The 17,521-nt window shown below is 62.7% G+C and carries 20 protein-coding genes and 1 tRNA gene; 14 read left to right on the top strand and 7 right to left on the bottom strand.

The window, feature by feature from the left end:
• Window positions 1-3 precede the first annotated feature (3 nt).
• From bioA to GTP45_RS22205, 7 genes are all read left to right on the top strand, one after another.
• Window positions 4-1,332, top strand: a complete 1,329-nt coding sequence (gene bioA / locus GTP45_RS22235) for an adenosylmethionine--8-amino-7-oxononanoate transaminase (RefSeq protein ID WP_161016021.1) — start codon at window positions 4-6, stop codon at window positions 1,330-1,332.
• Between the two features lie 2 nt (window positions 1,333-1,334).
• Complete coding sequence (gene bioF / locus GTP45_RS22230; protein WP_161016020.1) at window positions 1,335-2,525, top strand: 8-amino-7-oxononanoate synthase; 1,191 nt, start codon at window positions 1,335-1,337, stop codon at window positions 2,523-2,525.
• On the top strand, window positions 2,522-3,298 hold the full coding sequence (bioD, locus tag GTP45_RS22225) for a dethiobiotin synthase (protein ID WP_161016019.1): 777 nt from the start codon (window positions 2,522-2,524) through the stop codon (window positions 3,296-3,298). Before bioF ends, bioD begins: the two co-directional genes overlap by 4 nt.
• A 17-nt stretch (window positions 3,299-3,315) precedes the next feature.
• On the top strand, window positions 3,316-4,362 hold the full coding sequence (bioB, locus tag GTP45_RS22220; RefSeq protein WP_161016018.1) for a biotin synthase BioB: 1,047 nt from the start codon (window positions 3,316-3,318) through the stop codon (window positions 4,360-4,362).
• 65 nt (window positions 4,363-4,427) lie between these two features.
• Window positions 4,428-6,410 (top strand): acetyl-CoA carboxylase biotin carboxylase subunit, encoded by a 1,983-nt coding sequence (locus tag GTP45_RS22215; RefSeq protein WP_161016017.1) that lies wholly within the window; start codon window positions 4,428-4,430, stop codon window positions 6,408-6,410.
• A gap of 11 nt (window positions 6,411-6,421) precedes the next feature.
• The gene (locus tag GTP45_RS22210; RefSeq protein ID WP_161016016.1) at window positions 6,422-7,354 is read left to right on the top strand and encodes a 2-hydroxyacid dehydrogenase; all 933 of its coding nucleotides are present in this window, start codon (window positions 6,422-6,424) and stop codon (window positions 7,352-7,354) included.
• Window position 7,355: 1 nt separating this feature from the next.
• The gene (locus GTP45_RS22205) at window positions 7,356-8,267 is read left to right on the top strand and encodes a hydroxymethylglutaryl-CoA lyase (RefSeq protein WP_161016015.1); all 912 of its coding nucleotides are present in this window, start codon (window positions 7,356-7,358) and stop codon (window positions 8,265-8,267) included.
• 165 nt (window positions 8,268-8,432) lie between these two features.
• Here the strand turns inward: GTP45_RS22205 and GTP45_RS22200 are convergent.
• Window positions 8,433-8,509 (bottom strand) — tRNA-Pro (locus GTP45_RS22200).
• Between the two features lie 75 nt (window positions 8,510-8,584).
• On the opposite strand from GTP45_RS22200, the gene GTP45_RS22195 reads away from it, so the two are divergent.
• Window positions 8,585-9,193 carry a hypothetical protein gene (locus GTP45_RS22195; RefSeq protein WP_161016014.1) on the top strand — a complete coding sequence of 203 codons (609 nt, stop codon included), beginning with the start codon at window positions 8,585-8,587 and terminating at the stop codon, window positions 9,191-9,193.
• On the opposite strand, the gene rsmI is transcribed toward GTP45_RS22195, so the two are convergent.
• A complete protein-coding gene (gene rsmI, locus GTP45_RS22190) occupies window positions 9,190-10,098 on the bottom strand; it encodes a 16S rRNA (cytidine(1402)-2'-O)-methyltransferase (RefSeq protein ID WP_161016013.1) in 909 nt (302 codons plus the stop codon). The genes GTP45_RS22195 and rsmI overlap by 4 nt on opposite strands.
• Before the next feature lie 11 nt (window positions 10,099-10,109).
• Between rsmI and GTP45_RS22185 the strand changes: the two genes are divergently transcribed.
• The 6 genes from GTP45_RS22185 (at window position 10,110) to cynS (ending at window position 14,409) form a co-directional block, all read left to right on the top strand.
• Window positions 10,110-11,561: a penicillin-binding protein activator gene (locus GTP45_RS22185; protein ID WP_161016012.1), complete on the top strand. Its 1,452-nt coding sequence runs from the start codon at window positions 10,110-10,112 to the stop codon at window positions 11,559-11,561.
• A 7-nt stretch (window positions 11,562-11,568) separates the two neighbouring features.
• Window positions 11,569-11,919: a YraN family protein gene (locus GTP45_RS22180; RefSeq protein WP_161016011.1), complete on the top strand. Its 351-nt coding sequence runs from the start codon at window positions 11,569-11,571 to the stop codon at window positions 11,917-11,919.
• 57 nt (window positions 11,920-11,976) lie between these two features.
• Window positions 11,977-12,573, top strand: a complete 597-nt coding sequence (locus GTP45_RS22175; RefSeq protein ID WP_161016010.1) for a phosphoheptose isomerase — start codon at window positions 11,977-11,979, stop codon at window positions 12,571-12,573.
• Complete coding sequence (locus GTP45_RS22170; RefSeq protein WP_161016009.1) at window positions 12,566-13,231, top strand: BON domain-containing protein; 666 nt, start codon at window positions 12,566-12,568, stop codon at window positions 13,229-13,231. The genes GTP45_RS22175 and GTP45_RS22170 overlap by 8 nt, the downstream gene beginning before the upstream one ends.
• 2 nt (window positions 13,232-13,233) lie before the next feature.
• Complete coding sequence (locus GTP45_RS22165) at window positions 13,234-13,746, top strand: peroxiredoxin family protein (RefSeq protein WP_161016008.1); 513 nt, start codon at window positions 13,234-13,236, stop codon at window positions 13,744-13,746.
• Between the two features lie 219 nt (window positions 13,747-13,965).
• Window positions 13,966-14,409 carry a cyanase gene (gene cynS / locus GTP45_RS22160; protein WP_161016007.1) on the top strand — a complete coding sequence of 148 codons (444 nt, stop codon included), beginning with the start codon at window positions 13,966-13,968 and terminating at the stop codon, window positions 14,407-14,409.
• Here the strand turns inward: cynS and GTP45_RS22155 are convergent.
• The 5 genes from GTP45_RS22155 to GTP45_RS22135 are packed head-to-tail and all read right to left on the bottom strand — an operon-like array spanning window position 14,406 to window position 17,521.
• The gene (locus GTP45_RS22155) at window positions 14,406-15,278 is read right to left on the bottom strand and encodes a DUF3034 family protein (protein WP_161016006.1); all 873 of its coding nucleotides are present in this window, start codon (window positions 15,276-15,278) and stop codon (window positions 14,406-14,408) included. The genes cynS and GTP45_RS22155 overlap by 4 nt on opposite strands.
• 13 nt (window positions 15,279-15,291) lie before the next feature.
• Window positions 15,292-15,765, bottom strand: coding sequence for a group I truncated hemoglobin (locus GTP45_RS22150; RefSeq protein WP_229258585.1), 474 nt, complete (start codon window positions 15,763-15,765; stop codon window positions 15,292-15,294).
• A gap of 38 nt (window positions 15,766-15,803) precedes the next feature.
• On the bottom strand, window positions 15,804-16,232 hold the full coding sequence (locus GTP45_RS22145; RefSeq protein WP_161016005.1) for a PaaI family thioesterase: 429 nt from the start codon (window positions 16,230-16,232) through the stop codon (window positions 15,804-15,806).
• Window positions 16,233-16,244: 12 nt separating this feature from the next.
• Window positions 16,245-16,937 carry an anti-sigma factor gene (locus GTP45_RS22140; RefSeq protein WP_161016004.1) on the bottom strand — a complete coding sequence of 231 codons (693 nt, stop codon included), beginning with the start codon at window positions 16,935-16,937 and terminating at the stop codon, window positions 16,245-16,247.
• Entirely contained in the window at window positions 16,934-17,521 is a 588-nt protein-coding gene (locus tag GTP45_RS22135; RefSeq protein WP_161016003.1) for a sigma-70 family RNA polymerase sigma factor, read from the bottom strand. Before GTP45_RS22135 ends, GTP45_RS22140 begins: the two co-directional genes overlap by 4 nt.

Raw genomic sequence — 17,521 nt, 5'->3', positions numbered from 1 at the left:
TTTTTGGAATTGAATAAACAAAGCGACTGGGTCGCGCGTAGCCTGCGTAGCGTATGGCATCCGTGCACCCAGATGCAGCATCACGAAACCGTCCCGCTGATTCCTGTCAGCCGGGGCAAAGGCGCATGGCTGTACGACCATGAAGGCCGCCGCTATCTCGACGCAATCAGCTCGTGGTGGGTGAATCTGTTCGGCCATGCCAACCCGCGCATCAACGCGGCGCTGAAAGACCAGCTGGATACGCTGGAACACGCCATGCTCGCAGGCTTTACGCACGAGCCGGTGATTGAATTGTCCGAGAAGCTGTCGGCGCTGACCGGCCATGTGCTGGGCCACAGCTTCTACGCCAGCGACGGTGCATCCGCCGTTGAAATCGCGCTCAAGATGAGCTTTCACTCATGGCGCAATAACGGCCATGCAGACAAGCAGGAATTCGTCTGCCTTAAAGGCAGCTACCACGGCGAGACTATCGGCGCGCTGGCCGTGACCGATGTTGCGCTGTTCAAGGACGCTTACGGCCCGCTGCTGCGCGCTTCGCAAACCGTGATGTCGCCGGATGCGCGCCTTGCTGCTGAAGGTGAAACGGCGCAAGACGTGGCGCGCCGCGCTGCCGCCGATGTCGAACGCCTTTTCATCGAACGTGGCGACAAGATCGCCGCCATCATCATCGAGCCGCTGGTGCAATGCGCCACCGGCATGGCGATGCACGATCCGCTCTACCTGCAACTGGTGCGCGCCCTGTGCGATCAGCACAACGTCCACCTGATCCTCGACGAAATCGCCGTCGGCTGCGGCCGCACCGGCACTTTCTTCGCTTGCGAACAAGCCGGCGTGTGGCCGGACTTCCTGTGCCTGTCGAAGGGCATCAGCGGCGGCTACCTGCCGCTATCGCTGGTGATGACGCGCGACGAAATCTACCAAGCCTTCTACAGCAGCGACGTCACGCGCGGCTTCCTGCACTCGCATTCGTACACCGGCAATCCGCTGGCCTGCCGCGCTGCCCTGGCGACGCTGCAAATCTTCGAACAGGACGATGTCCTCAACACCAACAAGGTAAAGGCCGCGCGGCTGACGCAAGCCCTGCAACCGCTGGCCCAGCACGAACAAGTGCGCAACTTCCGCCAGCGCGGCATGATCTGGGCCTTCGACGCCATCGACGCGCCGAAAGACTTCTCGCGCCGCTTCTTCGCCACCGCGACCGAGCACGAATTGCTGATGCGCCCTATCGGCTCTACTGTCTACATGATGCCGCCGTATATCCTCAGCGACGAGGAGATCGACGGCCTCGCCGCCAACACGCTGGCGGTGTTCAATAAAGTCATGGCGGGCTGACGATGGATCTGATTAAACGCCTCAACCAGCAGCTGCAAGCGCTGGACGACCAACAGCTGATCCGCAAGCGCCGCACCGTCAATTCGCCGTGCGGCGCGCGCGTGAACGTGGATGGCCGCGAACTGCTGGCCTTCTGCAGCAACGACTATCTCGGCCTGGCCAACCACCGCAAGATCAAGCTCGCGCTGCAGGAAGGCGCGGCGATCTACGGCGTTGGTAGCGGCGCCTCGCACCTGATCAGCGGCCATGTGCGCGCGCATGCGATGCTGGAAGAGCGCCTGGCCGAATTCGTCGGAGCGCACCTCGAAAAGCCGCGCGCGATCAGCTTCTGCACCGGCTACATGGCCAATCTCGCCGTCATCACCGGCCTTACCGCCGGCGACAAGGAAGCGGAAATCTTCTCGGAAGAGCTGAACCACGCCTCGCTGATCGACGGCGTGCGCCTATCGCGCGTCAAGGCCCACGTCTACCCGCACGCCGACCTGCAAGCGCTGGAAGTCCTGCTGAAAGCCAGCCATGCCGCTACCAAGGTCGTAGTAACGGACAGTGTCTTCAGCATGGACGGCAACCTTGCACCGCTGCCACAGCTGCTGGCCCTGTGCGAACAGCACAACGCATGGCTGGTAGTGGACGACGCCCACGGCTTCGGTACGCTGGGTGACAAAGGCCACGGTGCGCTGGAACACTTCAATCTGCGCTCGCCCTATCTGGTCTACATGGGCACCCTCGGCAAGGCGGCCGGCGTGGGCGGCGCTTTCATCGCCGCACATGAAACGGTAATTGAAACGCTGATCCAAAAAGCACGCCCGTACATCTTCACCACCGCCACCCCGCCGGCGCTGGCGCACGCCCTGCTGACTAGCCTCGATCTGCTGGAAGGCGAGGAAGGCGCTACACGGCGCGCACAGCTTCAGGCATTGGTGGCACAATTAGACGATGGCCTGCGCCTTGAGCGCTGGCAGCGCCTGCCCTCGAAGACTGCGATCCAGCCTATCCTGATCGGCGATAATGCTGAAACCATGCGCGCCGGCGCGGCCTTGTACGAGCAGGGCCTGTGGATCGGCGCCATCCGCCCGCCCACCGTGGCGCCCGGAACTGCGCGCTTGCGCGTCACGCTGTCGGCAGCCCACAACAGCATGGATGTCGCAAAATTGATAGGCGCGCTCAATGCCTTGGAAAGGGATATGAAATGAGTCTGGACGATCCCGTGTTAGCTATCGCTCCACAAACGCAGCCGGTCGGCGCAGGCAGCGGCATACCGCCGCGCTTTAACTGCTTCGTTACCGGCACAGATACTGAAATCGGCAAGACGCTGGTCTCTTCCGCCATGCTGCACGCACTGGTGCAAAGCGGCGTGCGCGCCTGCGGCATGAAACCGGTGGCCGCCGGCGCCGAGCTGGGTGAAGACGGCAAATGGCACAACGACGATTGCGACCAGCTGGCCGCCGCCGGCAATGTCCACCTGCTGCAGTCAATTACCACGCCGTTCCTGCTGAAAGAACCGGCCGCGCCGCACATCGCCGCCGAGCAGGAAGGCATCACCATTTCGCCGGTGCCGATCCTGGCGGCCTACGTTGAAATCAACGCCGCATCGGATGCGGTAGTGGTGGAAGGCGTGGGCGGCTTCATGGTGCCGCTCAACGACGAATTCGATACCGCCGACCTGGCCGAGCAATTGGCGCTGCCGGTGGTGCTGGTGGTGGGCCTGCGGCTCGGCTGCATCAGCCACGCGCTGCTGACGGTGGAAGCCATCCTGTCGCGCGGCTTGAAGCTGGTCGGCTGGGTCGCCAATGAGACGCAGGCCGATATGGCTTTCGCCGACGAAAACGTGATCGCGCTGGAGCAGCGCATCCCCGCGCCCTTCCTCGGCCGCGTGCCGCGCCTGGCCGAACCGACCGCCGAAGCGGCCGCCGACTACATCGATTTTACGCAGCTGCCTAACTGGCCGCTGCCACACACTATTTGAACGAAGAAGGAACCCGTATGCCTCAGAACATCCTGCAAGAACCGAAGGTCGTTTCCCTGCACCGTCCAACGGCGCCGATCACGCCTGCCGCCACCACGTGGCCGCGCGAAGAAGTATTGGCGCTGTTCGATCTGCCGTTCAACGACCTGCTGTTCAAGGCACAGCAAGTCCACCGCGCCAACTTCCCGGACGGCGACGTGGAGCTGGCGACGCTGCTGTCGATTAAAACCGGCGGCTGCGAGGAAGACTGCGGCTACTGCCCGCAAGCGGCACGCTACGACACCGGCGTGGAAGCCAAGAAGATTCTCGATCTGGAAACCGTGCTGGATGCGGCCAAGCAGGCCAAGGACAACGGCGCGACCCGTTTCTGCATGGGCGCTGCATGGCGCAGCCCTAAAGACCGCGATATGGAAAAAGTCGAAACCATGGTGCGTGAAGTGAAGGCGCTGGGTCTGGAAACCTGCGCCACGCTGGGCATGCTGGAAGAGCACCAGGCGCAGCGCCTGAAGGATGCGGGCCTCGATTACTACAACCACAATCTGGACACCGCGCCCGAGTTCTATGACAACGTGATTTCGACCCGCGAATACCAAGACCGTTTGGATACGCTGGGCCACGTGCGCGAAGCAGGCCTGAAGGTTTGCTGCGGCGGCATCGTCGGCATGGGCGAATCGCGCGACCAGCGCGCTGGCCTGATTGCGCAGCTGGCGAATCTGAATCCGTATCCTGAGTCGGTGCCGATCAATCACCTGGTGCAGGTGGAAGGCACGCCGCTGCACGGCCTGCCGCCGCTGGATCCGTTCGAATTCGTGCGCACCATCGCCGTGGCGCGTATCACCATGCCGAAAGCGCGCGTGCGCCTGTCGGCCGGCCGCCGCGAGCTGGGCGAGGCGGTGCAGGCAATGTGCTTCATGGCCGGCGCGAACTCGATCTTCTATGGCGACAAGCTGCTGACGACCGATAATCCAGAAGCCAACGATGACCGCGCGCTGCTGGAGAAACTGGGCTTGCGTACGCGCGGCGCGGTGCTGGAATCGGTACAAAAAGAGAGCTGCGGCTGCTGATCGCAAGCCTCACTGAAGCATCACCATAAAAAAACTTCCGGCCATAAGCCGCAAAGAGAGAGACGATGTTTACAAAAATTCTGATCGCCAACCGTGGTGAAATCGCTTGCCGTGTGGCCGCTACCGCGCGCCGTATGGGCATCAAGACCGTGGCCGTGTATTCCGAGGCGGATGCCAACGCCAAGCACGTCGCCGTGTGCGACGAGGCAGTGCTGATCGGCCCTGCCGCCGCCAAGGAGAGCTACCTGTGCGGCGATAAAATCATCGCCGTCGCCAAGGCGACCGGTGCGCAGGCGATTCATCCGGGCTATGGCTTCCTGTCCGAGAACGCGGAGTTTGCGGACGCCTGCGCGGAAGCGGGCCTCGTGTTTATTGGCCCGCCTGCATCGGCCATGCGCGCCATGGGTTCCAAGTCGGCTGCCAAGCAGTTGATGGAGAAGGCCAATGTGCCGCTGGTGCCGGGCTATCACGGCGAGCAGCAGGATGCGGATTTCCTGCATGCGCAGGCTGACAAAATCGGCTATCCGGTGCTGCTGAAGGCATCGGCCGGCGGCGGCGGCAAGGGCATGCGCGTGATTGAAAACTCGGCGCAGTTCAAGGATGCGCTGGCGTCGTGCAAGCGCGAGGCGATCAGTTCTTTTGGTGACGACAAGGTGTTGGCGGAGAAGTACCTCCAACGCCCGCGTCACATTGAAATTCAGGTGTTTGCCGATACGCTCGGCAATTGCATCTATTTGTTCGAGCGCGATTGCTCGGTGCAGCGGCGCCACCAGAAAGTGCTGGAAGAAGCGCCGGCGCCGGGTATGCCGGCGGAGCGCCGCGCGGCGATGGGCGAAGCCGCCGTTGCAGCCGCACGCGCCGTCGGCTATGTTGGCGCGGGCACGGTGGAGTTCATCGCCAATCAGGATGGCAGTTTCTACTTCATGGAGATGAACACCCGCCTCCAGGTAGAACATCCGGTGACCGAGATGATTACCGGGACGGATTTGGTTGAGTGGCAGTTGCGCGTTGCGGCCGGCGAACCGCTGCCGAAGCAGCAGCACGAGTTGGCGATCAACGGCCACGCCATCGAGGCGCGTATCTACGCGGAGAATCCTGAGAAGGGCTTCCTGCCATCGATCGGCACCCTGCGCCATCTCGGAACGCCAAGCGCAGTGTCGTTTGAACTGGGCGATGTGCGCATCGACTCCGGCGTACGCGAGGGCGACGCCATCTCGCCGTTCTACGATCCGATGATCGCTAAGCTGATCGTTTGGGGCGCGGATCGTAAGCAGGCTTTGGCCCGCATGGCGCAAGCGCTGGCGCAGTATCAAATCGTCGGCCTGGCAACCAACATCGCGTTCCTGAAACGCCTCGTTGAAGGCCAGGCTTTCTCCTTGGCCGATCTGGATACTGGCCTCATCGAACGCAATCACGACAGCCTGTTCCCAGCCGCGCAGCCCGCGCCAGCAGGCCCACTTGCACTGGCTGCCGTCGCGCTGCTGGCGTCGGAGCAAAAGCCGGCAGCCGATCCGTGGGCGCAGGCCAACGGCTGGCGCATGAACCAATCCTACGCGCGCAAGCTGTCGTTCGCCGACGAACATGCAGCCTACGACACCTACGTAACCTATCGCACTGAAGACTGGCTGTTCAGCGCCGGCAACGCCGCACCGCAAGCCCTGTCACTGACATCGCATACCGGCAACGACTACAGCATCAAGCTAGGCGACCAGGCCACCCACGGCACCGTGCTGCGCGACGGCGACACCTTCCACGTCTTCGCCAACGGCGCGCACTACCAGTTCGCGTGGAACGACCCCATGGCCCACGCCGGCGAAACCGAATCCGAAGGCGGCCGCCTCACCGCGCCCATGCCAGGCAAAGTCGTCGCCGTCCTCGCAGCCAAGGGCCAGGAAGTCAAAAAAGGCGAACCGCTAGTCATCATGGAAGCCATGAAAATGGAGCACACCATCGCCGCCCCGCACGACGGCATGATCGACGACATTCTCTACAGCGTGGGCGACCAGGTCGCAGACGGCGCGCCACTGCTGGCCTTCAAGGCGGCGTAAAGGAGAACACCATGCGCATCTTGTTACACCGCGCCGACGGCAAAACCGAGCCGTGGATCAAGGACTTCGCCAAATACCTGCCGGAAGCCGAGATCGAAATCTGGCACGCCGGTGAAAAAAACCAGGCCTGCGACTACGCCGTGGTGTGGTCGCCGCCGGAAGCCATGCTGCCGGAGCTGAGCACCGTCAAAGCCATCTTCGTCACCGGCGCCGGCGTCGACGCGCTGCTCAAATTCGGCGACGCACTGCCGCCGCACATTCCCATCATCCGTCTGGAAGATGCAGGCATGGCGATACAGATGGCAGAATACGTCACGCACTCCGTGCTGCGCTACTTCCGCCGCTTCGACGAATACGAAGCGCAGGCACGCGCCGGCCAGTGGGCGCCGCTACCGCAGCATCACAAGGAAGATTTCGCCGTCGGTGTGCTCGGCATGGGCGTGCTGGGAACGCGCGTGCTGGAAGCACTGGCGCCGTTCGGCTTTCCGCTGCGCGGCTGGAGCCGCACCGAGAAGAATATGCCGGGCGTGCAGTGCTTCCGCGGCGCCGATGGTCTCGATACCTTCCTGCGCGGTTCGCGCGTATTGGTCTGCATGCTGCCGCTGACGCCGGATACCAGCAACATCATGGATCGCACCAACATGAGCAAGCTGCCGGCCGGCTCTTACATCATCAACGTCGCGCGCGGCGCGCACATCGCCGAGCCGGATCTGCTTACGCTGATTAAATCCGGCCACATCGCCGCCGCCACGCTGGACGTGTTCCGCAACGAGCCGCTACCGGCGCAGCATCCGTTCTGGCAGGAGCCGCGCATCACCATCACGCCGCACATCTCCGCGCTGACCTTGCGCCGCGAGAGCGTGCAGCAGATTGCCGCTAACATCCGCAAGACCGAAACTGGCGAACAAGTCGCCGGCGTGGTTGACCGCATACTGGGATATTGAAATGAGCAGCTTACCGAAACAAGTCAAAATCGTTGAAGTCGGCCCGCGCGACGGCCTGCAAAATGAGAAGGAAAACGTCCCGGCCGAGATCAAGATCGAACTGGTGAACCGTCTTACCAGCGCCGGCTTCCAGAACATTGAAGCGGCAGCCTTCGTGTCGCCAAAATGGGTGCCGCAAATGGCGACCAGTGCCGACGTGATGGCCGCCATCAATCGCAAGCCGGGCGTGATCTACTCGGCGCTGACGCCGAACATGCAGGGCTTTGAAGCGGCGCTGGCGGCGAAGGCCGACGAAGTGGTGATCTTCGGCTCGGCCTCGGAAGCCTTCTCGCAAAAGAACATCAACTGCTCGATCGCGGAATCGATTGCGCGCTTTGAAGGCGTGGCGAAAGCGGCGAAAGAGCAGGGCATCCGCCTGCGCGGCAGCATCAGCTGCGCCTTCGGCTGCCCGTACCAGGGCGAAGTGCCGCTGGACGCGGTGGCCGACGTGGTAGGCCGCATGCGCGATCTGGGCTGCGATGAAATCGACATCGCCGACACCATCGGCGTAGCGACGCCGCGCAAGACGCAAGCGGTGATGGAACGCGCCATCCGCGAATTCCGCGTGGACGGCTTGTCCGGCCACTTCCACGATACCTACGGCCAGGCGCTGGCCAATATTTACGCCAGCCTGGAAGTGGGCATTGCGATCTACCACTCGTCGGTATCGGGACTGGGCGGCTGCCCGTATGCGAAAGGCGCAACCGGCAACGTCGCCACCGAGGACGTGCTGTACATGATGCAGGGCTTGGGCATCGAGACCGGCATCGACCTCGATATCGTGGTGGACGCGGGCCAGTTCATCTCGCAATTCCTCAACCGCAAGGGCGCCAGCCGCGCCGGCAACGCCATCGCCGCCAAGCGCGCCGGTTGATGAAAACCGGGGTCAGTTCTGCCATTGGTACATGAGCTCGTGTGCGATTGGCAGAACTGACCCCGGATTCACCGTCACCCGCCGCGCGGCGTTGCTGGTCGAGGCCTTGATCCATAAAGGAAAAAACCCTGTTTGACGTTGCCATCAAACAGGGTTTTTAGATTTTGGTCGGAGTACAAGGATTCGAACCTTGGACCCTCTGGTCCCAAACCAGATGCGCTACCGGGCTGCGCTACACTCCGAAGAAGCAAGATAATACAGTCTGCCGGGCAGGTCGTCAAGTGCTTGTGTAACTTCGGTGCTATGATCGACTGATCATGGATGCCACAATTTCATTCGATCAACCCGTGCGGCTGCGGCGGGCAGGCATTGCGGCAGGGATCGCCGTCTCGCTGCTGCTGCACGCCGTGTTGATCTTTGGCTATCGCTTGCCGACGGAAACACCGCAGCAGCCGGCCCGCGCGATGACGGTTTGGCTGCAGCCGCCGAAGCCGCCGCAAGTTGTTGCCCGGGCGGCGCCGCCGCCGGAAAAACCGCGCAAGCGCGAGCCTGTCCCCAACCGTGCACCACAGCGCGTCATCGCCGCCGAGGCCACACCGGGCATCATCCCGCCAGCGCCGGCAGCAACCCCGGCCGAGTCGCAAGCCGTCACGCTGCCGCCCGATCCGCTGTACCCGGACCAGCAGCCCAAGCAATTCGATATGAACGAGGCACTGAAGACCGCCCGCAAGGTGGCCAAGGAGAAAGCGCCGCCCGGCACGCTGGCAGCGCAGCTGGAAGCCCATCCGATCAATACCGAACCGGTCGCCAATGAGCTGGCGACCAAGATGGCCGCCGCCAAGAAAACCGATTGCTTGAAATCGGCCTCCGGCGCCGGCTTGCTCGCCCCGCTATTCTGGGCGCTGGACAAGCACTGTAAGTTTTAAGCCTCGTCCTTCAATTGCAGGGCGCGGTCGTACAGGGCGTTTTTCTTGCGGCCGGTGATTTGCGCGGCCAGCCCGGCTGCCTGTTTAACAGGCAGTTCCGCCAGCAGGATATTCAACAGGCGATCCGTTTCAACGTCATTTTCATCGTCGGCCGGGGGTGCGCCTTCCAGCAACACCACGAATTCGCCCTTTTCCCGGTGCGCATCGGCCTTGATCCACGCTTCCGCCTCGGACAGCGGGCAGCGGTGAATTTCTTCGAACATCTTGGTCAGTTCACGCGCAAACACCACTTGGCGGGTCGGTTCAAACACCGAGGCGAGGGCGGCGGCGCAGTCCAGGATCCGGTGCGGCGCTTCATAAAACACCATGGTCGCGGTCACCGAACGCAGGGTGCCGAGGAAGTTTTCGCGCTGCTTGGCCTTGGCCGGCAGGAAACCGACAAAATAAAACTGGTCATTCACCAGGCCGCTGGCCGACAAAGCCGTTACGGCCGCCGAAGCGCCCGGCAGCGGCAACACGCGCAAACCAGCCGCCCGCACCGCATCGACGATGCGCGCGCCCGGATCGGACACCGCCGGCGTACCGGCATCCGACACCAGCGCAATGCGCTCGCCGGCTTGCAAGCGGGCGATCAAAGTCTCGGCCGCCTCACGCTCGTTGTGCTGGTGCGCGGCAATTAATGGCTTGTGCAAGCCGAAGCGGTTCATCAAAGTCGCGGTATTTCGCGTGTCTTCGCATGCCACAGCATTGACCAAGCTCAAAACGTGCAGCGCGCGCAGGCTAATATCCGTCACATTGCCGATCGGGGTCGCCACGACGTACAAGGTTGCGCTAGGATAGGCTTGGTGTGCCGTTTCGCCCAGGACGGGCAGGCTGGCAATGGAACTGGAGTCGTGGTCGCTCATTGGGGATAAGGATGAAAAGTGTGAGGTTGACGCTGCTGTGCATGGCTGCCGCAGTGCTGAGTGCATGCAGCACGCCGTTTTGCGACGCGCCGGGAGGATTGTGCTCGCCCCAGCCGGCAAAAACAAGCCCGCCGCCGGTGATTGCCGCGCCCGCGCCTGCGCCCGCGCCGAAACCGCTGCCGCTCAAGGCGCCGCCGGGGCCGGAGCTGCCTGCGGCCGAGGTATTTGCCGTTACCGAGGCCGGCGCCACGGTCGCACCGGACACCGGCAGCCAGAGCCAAGCCGAGAATCCGGGCCAGCCAGCCATGCGCCAAGCCGATCTCGGCGCCCGCTTCGTCAACGAAAGCGCGCAGCCATCCGGCACGCCGATCCGCATCGGCCTGCTGCTGCCGCTGCGCTCGGACTCGCTGGGCGCCGCCGCCGAATCCGTCCGGGCAGGCTTCATGGCAGGCTGGGAACGCGACCGCGACAATATCACCATCACCGTGCTGGAAACCGGCGATGTGCCGCAAGACATCCTTGCCGCCTACGCACGTGCCCTGCAAAACGAAGATATCGTGGTCGGCCCGCTGTCGCGCGCGGCTGTGGCAACCATCGCCGGCAGCCCACTGGTCAGCAAGCCGACCATCGCCCTGAATTACCCGGAAGGCCACGGCCAGCCCGGCGCCATGCCGCTGCCGCCGCAAATGCTGGCCATCGGCCTGTCGATCGAGGAAGAAGCGCGGCAAGCGGCCCAGTGGGCGGCGTCCGAGCAGGCTGGCGGCAGCGCGCTGGTGCTCACCACCAATTCTGCGTGGCAACGCCGGGTGGCCGCCGCCTTCACCAGCCAGTGGGAAGGCCGCCTCGGCCGCCCGGTGCGCACCGTCGAACTAAGCGCGCCGGACGGCTACCTCAGCGATCCAGAACTGGTGCAATTGCGCGCCCGCCTGCGCCAGGACATGCCCACCGTGCTGTTCTCGGCCATGGGCGCGGACCAGACCCGCCAGCTGCGCATCGCCCTCGGCAGCGTGCTCACCACCGAGCCGGACAACCCGATTTTCAGCACCGCCGACAAGCTGCCGCCGCCACCGCCTGTGCCAACCGAGCAATTCGCCAGCCTGCCAATCTACGGCACCTCGGCGCTCAATCCCGGCGGCAGCGCCGGTTTCCCCGGCCGCGACCTGGACGGCGTACGCCTGCTCGACCTGCCATGGCAAGTGCAGCGCGACCATCCAGCGGTGATGGTCTACCCGCGTCCGCTGCAAACCGGCGTCGGCAGCGCTGACATGGCCCGCTTGTACGCGCTCGGCATCGACGCCTACCGCGTAGCGCGTGAAATCGGCCGCCATCCGGTCGGCCGCTTCCAGCTGGATGGCGTGACCGGCAAGCTGACCGTCGATTTCGGCCAAGGCCCGGCGCAGTTCGAACGCATCGAGCAATCGGCTGTCTACCAAAACGGCACCGCCAAGCCGGCCAACCCATGAGGATGATATGCCGCGCACCCCACAGCAGCGGCTGGGCCGGCAGGGTGAGGATAGGGCGCTGGCCTACCTCCTCACCCAAGGCCTGACGCTGGAGGCACGCAATTTCCTGTGCAAGGCAGGCGAGCTGGACCTCATCATGCTGGAAGGCCCGACCCTGGTGTTCGTGGAAGTGCGCCAGCGCGCCAGCAGCAAATTCGGCGGTGCGGCCTACAGCGTCACGCCGGCCAAGCAGCAGCGCTTGTTACGCGCAGCACAACATTATCTTTTACGCCATAAAATCCCACCGCCCTGCCGCTTCGACCTCATTGCCATCGACAACGATAAGTTGTCCTGGATACAAAACGTCCTGGAGATGTAAGCATTTTTAACAGCGCTTGTCCGGTCAACAGGACGACTGCACTATAATCAGCACACTATGACTAATCAACGCATCCTCTCGCACTTCCACGAAAGTGCCGAACTCAAAATCCAATCCGCCACCGTCCTCGCCCCGCACATTGCGCAGGCGATCGAGATGATGTTCTCGGCGCTGTCCAACGGCAACAAGATCCTGGTGTGCGGCAACGGCGGTTCGGCCGCCGACTCGCAGCACTTTGCCGCCGAGCTGGTGGGCCGTTTCGAGCGCGAGCGCTTCCCGCTGCCGGCCATCGCCCTGACCACCGACACCTCGATCCTGACCGCCGTGGCCAACGATTACAGCTACCGCGAGATTTTCTCCAAGCAGGTGCAAGCGTTCGGCCAGGCCGGCGACATCCTGCTGGCGTTCTCGACCTCGGGCAACTCGGGCAACGTGATGGCGGCAATTGAAGCGGCGCTGGAGCGCGAGATGCGGGTGGTGGCCCTGACCGGCAAAGGCGGCGGTGCCATCGGCAAGATGCTGACCGACGCCGACGTCCATATCTGCGTACCGCACGACCGTACTGCCCGTATTCAAGAAGTCCATTTGGTAACTATCCATTGCATTTGCGACGGCATCGACGTCGCCCTGTTCGGAGGAGATGTGAATGAGTAATTCCAGCGCTATCTGGAAAAAGGTACAACGTCCGCTGGCCATGAGCGTGCTGTGCGGCGCCATGCTGGCATCCTTGTCGGGCTGCGTGGCGCTGGTCGCGGGCGGTGCGATTTCCGGTACGCTGGCGGCCTCCGACCGCCGCACCTTCGGCGCGCAGACGGAAGACCGCGCGATTGAAGTCAAAGGCGGCATCAAGGCCAACAACGTGGGCGGCGATGCTGCGCACGTCAACATCAACAGCTTCAACCGCCGCGCCCTGCTGACCGGCGAAGTGCGCGATGAGGCCATGAAGGCGGCCATCGAGCGCGAAATCCGCGGCATCGAGGGCGTGGTCGATGTGATCAACGAATTGGAAATCGCCGGCCCGTCGAGCTACACCTCGCGCTCCAGCGACACCATCATCACCACCAAGGTAAAGGCCAGCCTGGTTGACGCCAAGGATATCTCGGCCAATTCCTACCAGGTGGTGACCGAGCGCGGCGTGGTCTACCTGCAAGGCCGCGTGACCCAGCGCGAAGGCCAGATCGGCGCCGACATCGCGCGCGGCGTCAACGGCGTGACCAAGGTGGTGAAGGTATTTGAGTACATCTCCGAGGAGGAGTGGAAAACCTACCAGCCTAAACCGGCCAACACGGCCAACGCCAACGCGCAGAGCTAATCATGAGCGACACCTCCCGCGCCTGGATCAAACCGGTGATTGCCGCCGTGGCGATTGCCGTTATCGGCTTCGGCGGCTACACTGTGCTGAACAAGCGCGAGGTGGCGCCCGAGCTGACGTTCGTCAGCATCAAGGGCGAGAAAATCACGCCGGCCAGCCTGAAGGGCAAGGTAGTGATGGTGAATTTCTGGGCCACCTCGTGCACCACCTGCGTGGCCGAGATGCCCAAGATGGTCGACACCTACAACAAGTTCAAGGCCGAAGGCCTGGAGTTTGTGGCGGTGGCGATGAACTACGATCCGGCCAACTACGTGATCAATTACGCCGAAACGCGCCAGCTGCCGTTCAAGGTAGCGCTGGATGCGGACGGCTCGGCGGCCAAAGCCTACGGCAATGTCTCGATGACGCCGACCACCTTCGTCATCGGCAAGGACGGCAAAATCCTCAAGCGCTACCTCGGCGAGCCGGACTTCCCGGCCCTACACAAGCTGCTGGAGCAGGCGCTACGCGGCTAGAAGGGGTTGACGTTGCACGCCGCTTTAAAAGCGCGCGGCACCAACCCAACCCGCACACCGCCAAGCTCAGGGTCTGACCCCGTACGGGGTCAGACCCTTCCGGTCGGGGTGCTCTTTAAGCCAGTATGTGGACGCCTACGGGCACTCATCTGGGTACCCCACAACTGGCACGCGGTTTGCATGGCGTACAGCTCTCCTCAACCCTTAAGGAAAGCTGCCATGGATCGCAACCAAGTCACGCAAAAAATCATCTCCACCAAGGTCGCCAAGCAGCTGCGCTGGGCTGATCTCGCCACGCAGTTCGGCCAGAGCAAGGAATGGACGACGGCCGCGCTGCTCGGCCAGATGACCTTCTCGCGCGCGCAAGCCGACAAGGCGCAGGAAATCTTCGACCTCACCGATGAAGAAGCCGCATGGCTGCAGATCGTGCCGTACAAAGGTTCGCTGCCGACCGCCGTGCCGACCGATCCGCTGATCTACCGCTGGTACGAAATCGTCAGCGTCTACGGCACCACCATCAAGGAGTTGATCCACGAAGAATTCGGCGACGGCATCATGAGCGCGATCGACTTCTCGATGAATATCCAGCGCGAAGCCGATCCCAAGGGCGACCGCGTCCAGGTCGTCCTCAGCGGCAAATTCCTGCCGTACAAGAGCTACTAGAAGCCGGCCTGCAAGGACAGGTACAAGCCCTTCTGCTTCTTCGGATTGAAGATGGTGATGTCGCCCAGATTGGCATAGGCCGCCGTCACCGAGCAGTGCTTGGTCGGGAACCATGCGATGAAGGCGTCGTAGTACGCCTTCTCATCATCGACGCCGAGGTTGTGCGGCTTGCGGCGATACTCGGCGCCTAGCACCAGCTTGCGGTTGATCAGGTAGGCGGCCGAGAATTCCGGCATCAGGCGCGTATCGTCGTTCTTGTCGCCGCCGAAGCCCAGCAGGCCCATTTGGTTGGCGCGCGTGGCGCGCAGCGTGGCGTTCAGCAGCAAGCTTTGTTCGAGGTAGATCTTGGTGGCGGAGACGTAGTAGTCGTAGCCGCTATCATCCTTGGCGCCGAGCTGCTTGACGTTGGTGACACCCAGCGCCTCCAGGCCGCGTATGCCCTTGTTCTTCTTGTACATCGCGCCGACTGCGACTTGCGGCACCCAGGTATCCTGCTCGTACACCGCATCGCCCAGCACTTTGAATTTAAGGCCGACGATATCCTGCTTGATGTTCAGCTTATCGAGCGGCGCCAGTTCGCCCTTGAATTCCTGATTCGCGAACGACAATTCAAGACGATCTTGAATACCGACCGCCACGCCGTAAGAATTGAGCTTGTAGTCCTGCGTGCCGACGTAGGTGTAGTGCGCATTGGCGCCCCACGAGTCGCGCGAGCCGTAGCTGGTGATCAGCGCCCACGGCGTAATGCCGCCGCCGCCCGCGCCTTCCACTTGCGAGACGCCGCCGGTGGCAAGCAGCTTGCCCAAGTCCTGCGCGCCGGCGCCGGCGCACGCGCATACCGCCATCAATGCTGGAATGAGTTTTTTCATGATTGTGCTCCGCTTATTTCGTCACGATATCGCGCTGCATCGGCGCCAGCTTGGCGACCAGCTTGAGCGCAACGCTGCTTGGCACATTGTGCTGTTCCATCGCGATCTGCAAATCCTCGGTCAGCGCATTGAACATGGCGTTGGTGATCTGTAAGTCCTGGTGCACGGTCTTCATATCGCGCACGGTGCCGACGCCGTCCATGGTCTTGTCGCGGTACTTGCCGGTGTACTTGCACGGGCCGCCGGCGAATTCGCAGAACTGCTCCTGCAAGCGCTGGTTGACCTGCGGGATATCGAAGTCGGCGAAGCTATCCTTGATGCGCGGATCGGCCAGCACGATCACGAGGAAGGTATCGACGATCTTCTTGATACCCTCCTTGCCGCCCAGGCCTTGGTAAGTGGAGTCTTCGGTGTAAGGAGTTTGGGCCATTGCCAGTGAGGAAGCCAGCAGCAGGCCAATAGCGGCCATTCGGGAGCGTTTAAGCATGTTCATCCTCATGAGTGGTCGGTCTAGCTGCCAATTTATCAGCTATTCTTGGGATACAAAACCATTTGCGTGCATCTGAACAACGCTATTGTTTTGCCAGTGGCCTTGTTCGTCACAGTGGCGTCCCACACTTGCGTGGTGCGGCCAAGGTGCACTGCCGTCGCCGTCGCCACCACCGTGCCTTCGCGCGCGGTGCCGAGGTGATTCGACTTCAATTCGATGGTGGTGAAGTTTTGTGCATCGTCCGGCAGGTGCGAGAAACAGGCGTAGCCGCAGGCGGTATCGGCCAGCGTGACCACACTGCCGGCGTGCAGAAAGCCATTCGGCGCCAGGTGATTGTTCGTGACCGTGAACTCCGCCACGATCTCGTTTTCCTTCACCGAGGTGATGACGATGCCCAGGTGATCCGGCAAGGTGCCCTTGCCGAAGTTGTTGAAATAGTCGACGTTGAATTTTTCTGCATCCATGGTGTGCTCTCTTTACATTACGCGTACCCACGCGCCCTTGTACAGGATAGGGCCGGTCGGGCCGTTAGGATCGGGCGAACCGCCTTTCGGTTCAAGCGATACGGCCAGCACCGCGACGTCGTCGCCGACGGCGTTGCTGGTCAGCGCCAGCTTGACTTCGCCTTTATCAGCCAGCAGACCCAGCGAACGCGGATTGCCCTGCTTAGGCACGGCCCACAATTGCAGCGTCTTGTCGCTGGCCACCGGCGCGTTGCCGACCAGGCGCACGGTCAGCGCTTTGTGCGCGGTGTCGCCGGTCAGCAGCAGCGCGGTTTGGGCTTTGTCGTCGGTCAGCGTGGCGACGTAGTCAAGCCGCGGCGTATCGAGCACGCGCAGGCCGATCACCACCACCAGCAGCGCCGCCACCGCGGTCGACAGCACGCCCAGCGAGCGCCAGAAGTTCAGCGATTCCAGCCAGCCGGCGCGCGCAGGGCGCAGATTCAGGCGCCGTTCGATATTGCCCCAGACTTGCTTGCGCGGTTGCTGCGCGGTGGCGAATTCGGCCATCGGCGCCAGGCGGTCTTGCCATTCGATGGTGAGGTGGCGCAGCGCGGCGTCGTTGTGCAGATAGCCTTCGAAGCGGCGGCGCGCGCCGCCTTTCAGCGTGCCAAGCACGTATTCAGCGGCCAGCTTGTCGCGCAGGGGAGCGTTGTCGCGGATATTCATGCGCGGTCTCCTTTCGACAAACAAGCCTTCAAGCGTTCAAGGCTGCGCCGTATCCACGTCTTGACGGTGCCGATCGGCAGCGCCATTTGCTGCGCCACTTCGCTGTGCGACAAGTCGTGGAAGAAGGCCAAGCCCAATACTTGGCGATGCAGCCCTTCCAGCGCGGACATGCAATAGGCCAGCGCCTTGGCGTCGCGGCTCATGGTCAAGGCCTCGATCGGCGTGGCGGCAGGGTCGTGTAGGGCGTTCATGACTTCGGCGTCAAACTGGTCTCCATCGATTTCGGCGGCATCATCGGTACGGCGCAGCACATCGAAGGCCTTGTTGCGCACGATGGTGGTCATCCACGTCATCGGTGCGGCCAGATGGCTCTGATAGCTGGCCGCGTTGTGCCAGATCGCGACGAAACTTTCTTGCAGCACCTCTTCGGCCAGTTCGCGCTTAACCAATATACGCAGCGCAAAGCCAAACAGTTTCGCTGAGGTAGCGTCATACAGTGAACGGAAGGCGCTTGCGTCGCGTTGCGCGGCGCCTTGCAGCCAGATGCGGAGTTGCTGTGGATCGAGAGTATGAGCGTCGGACAC

Source organism: Duganella rivi, from assembly GCF_009857435.1.
Classification (GTDB): Bacteria; Pseudomonadota; Gammaproteobacteria; order Burkholderiales; family Burkholderiaceae_D; genus Rugamonas; species Rugamonas rivi.
This window is presented reverse-complemented; position numbering and strand designations above follow the sequence as displayed.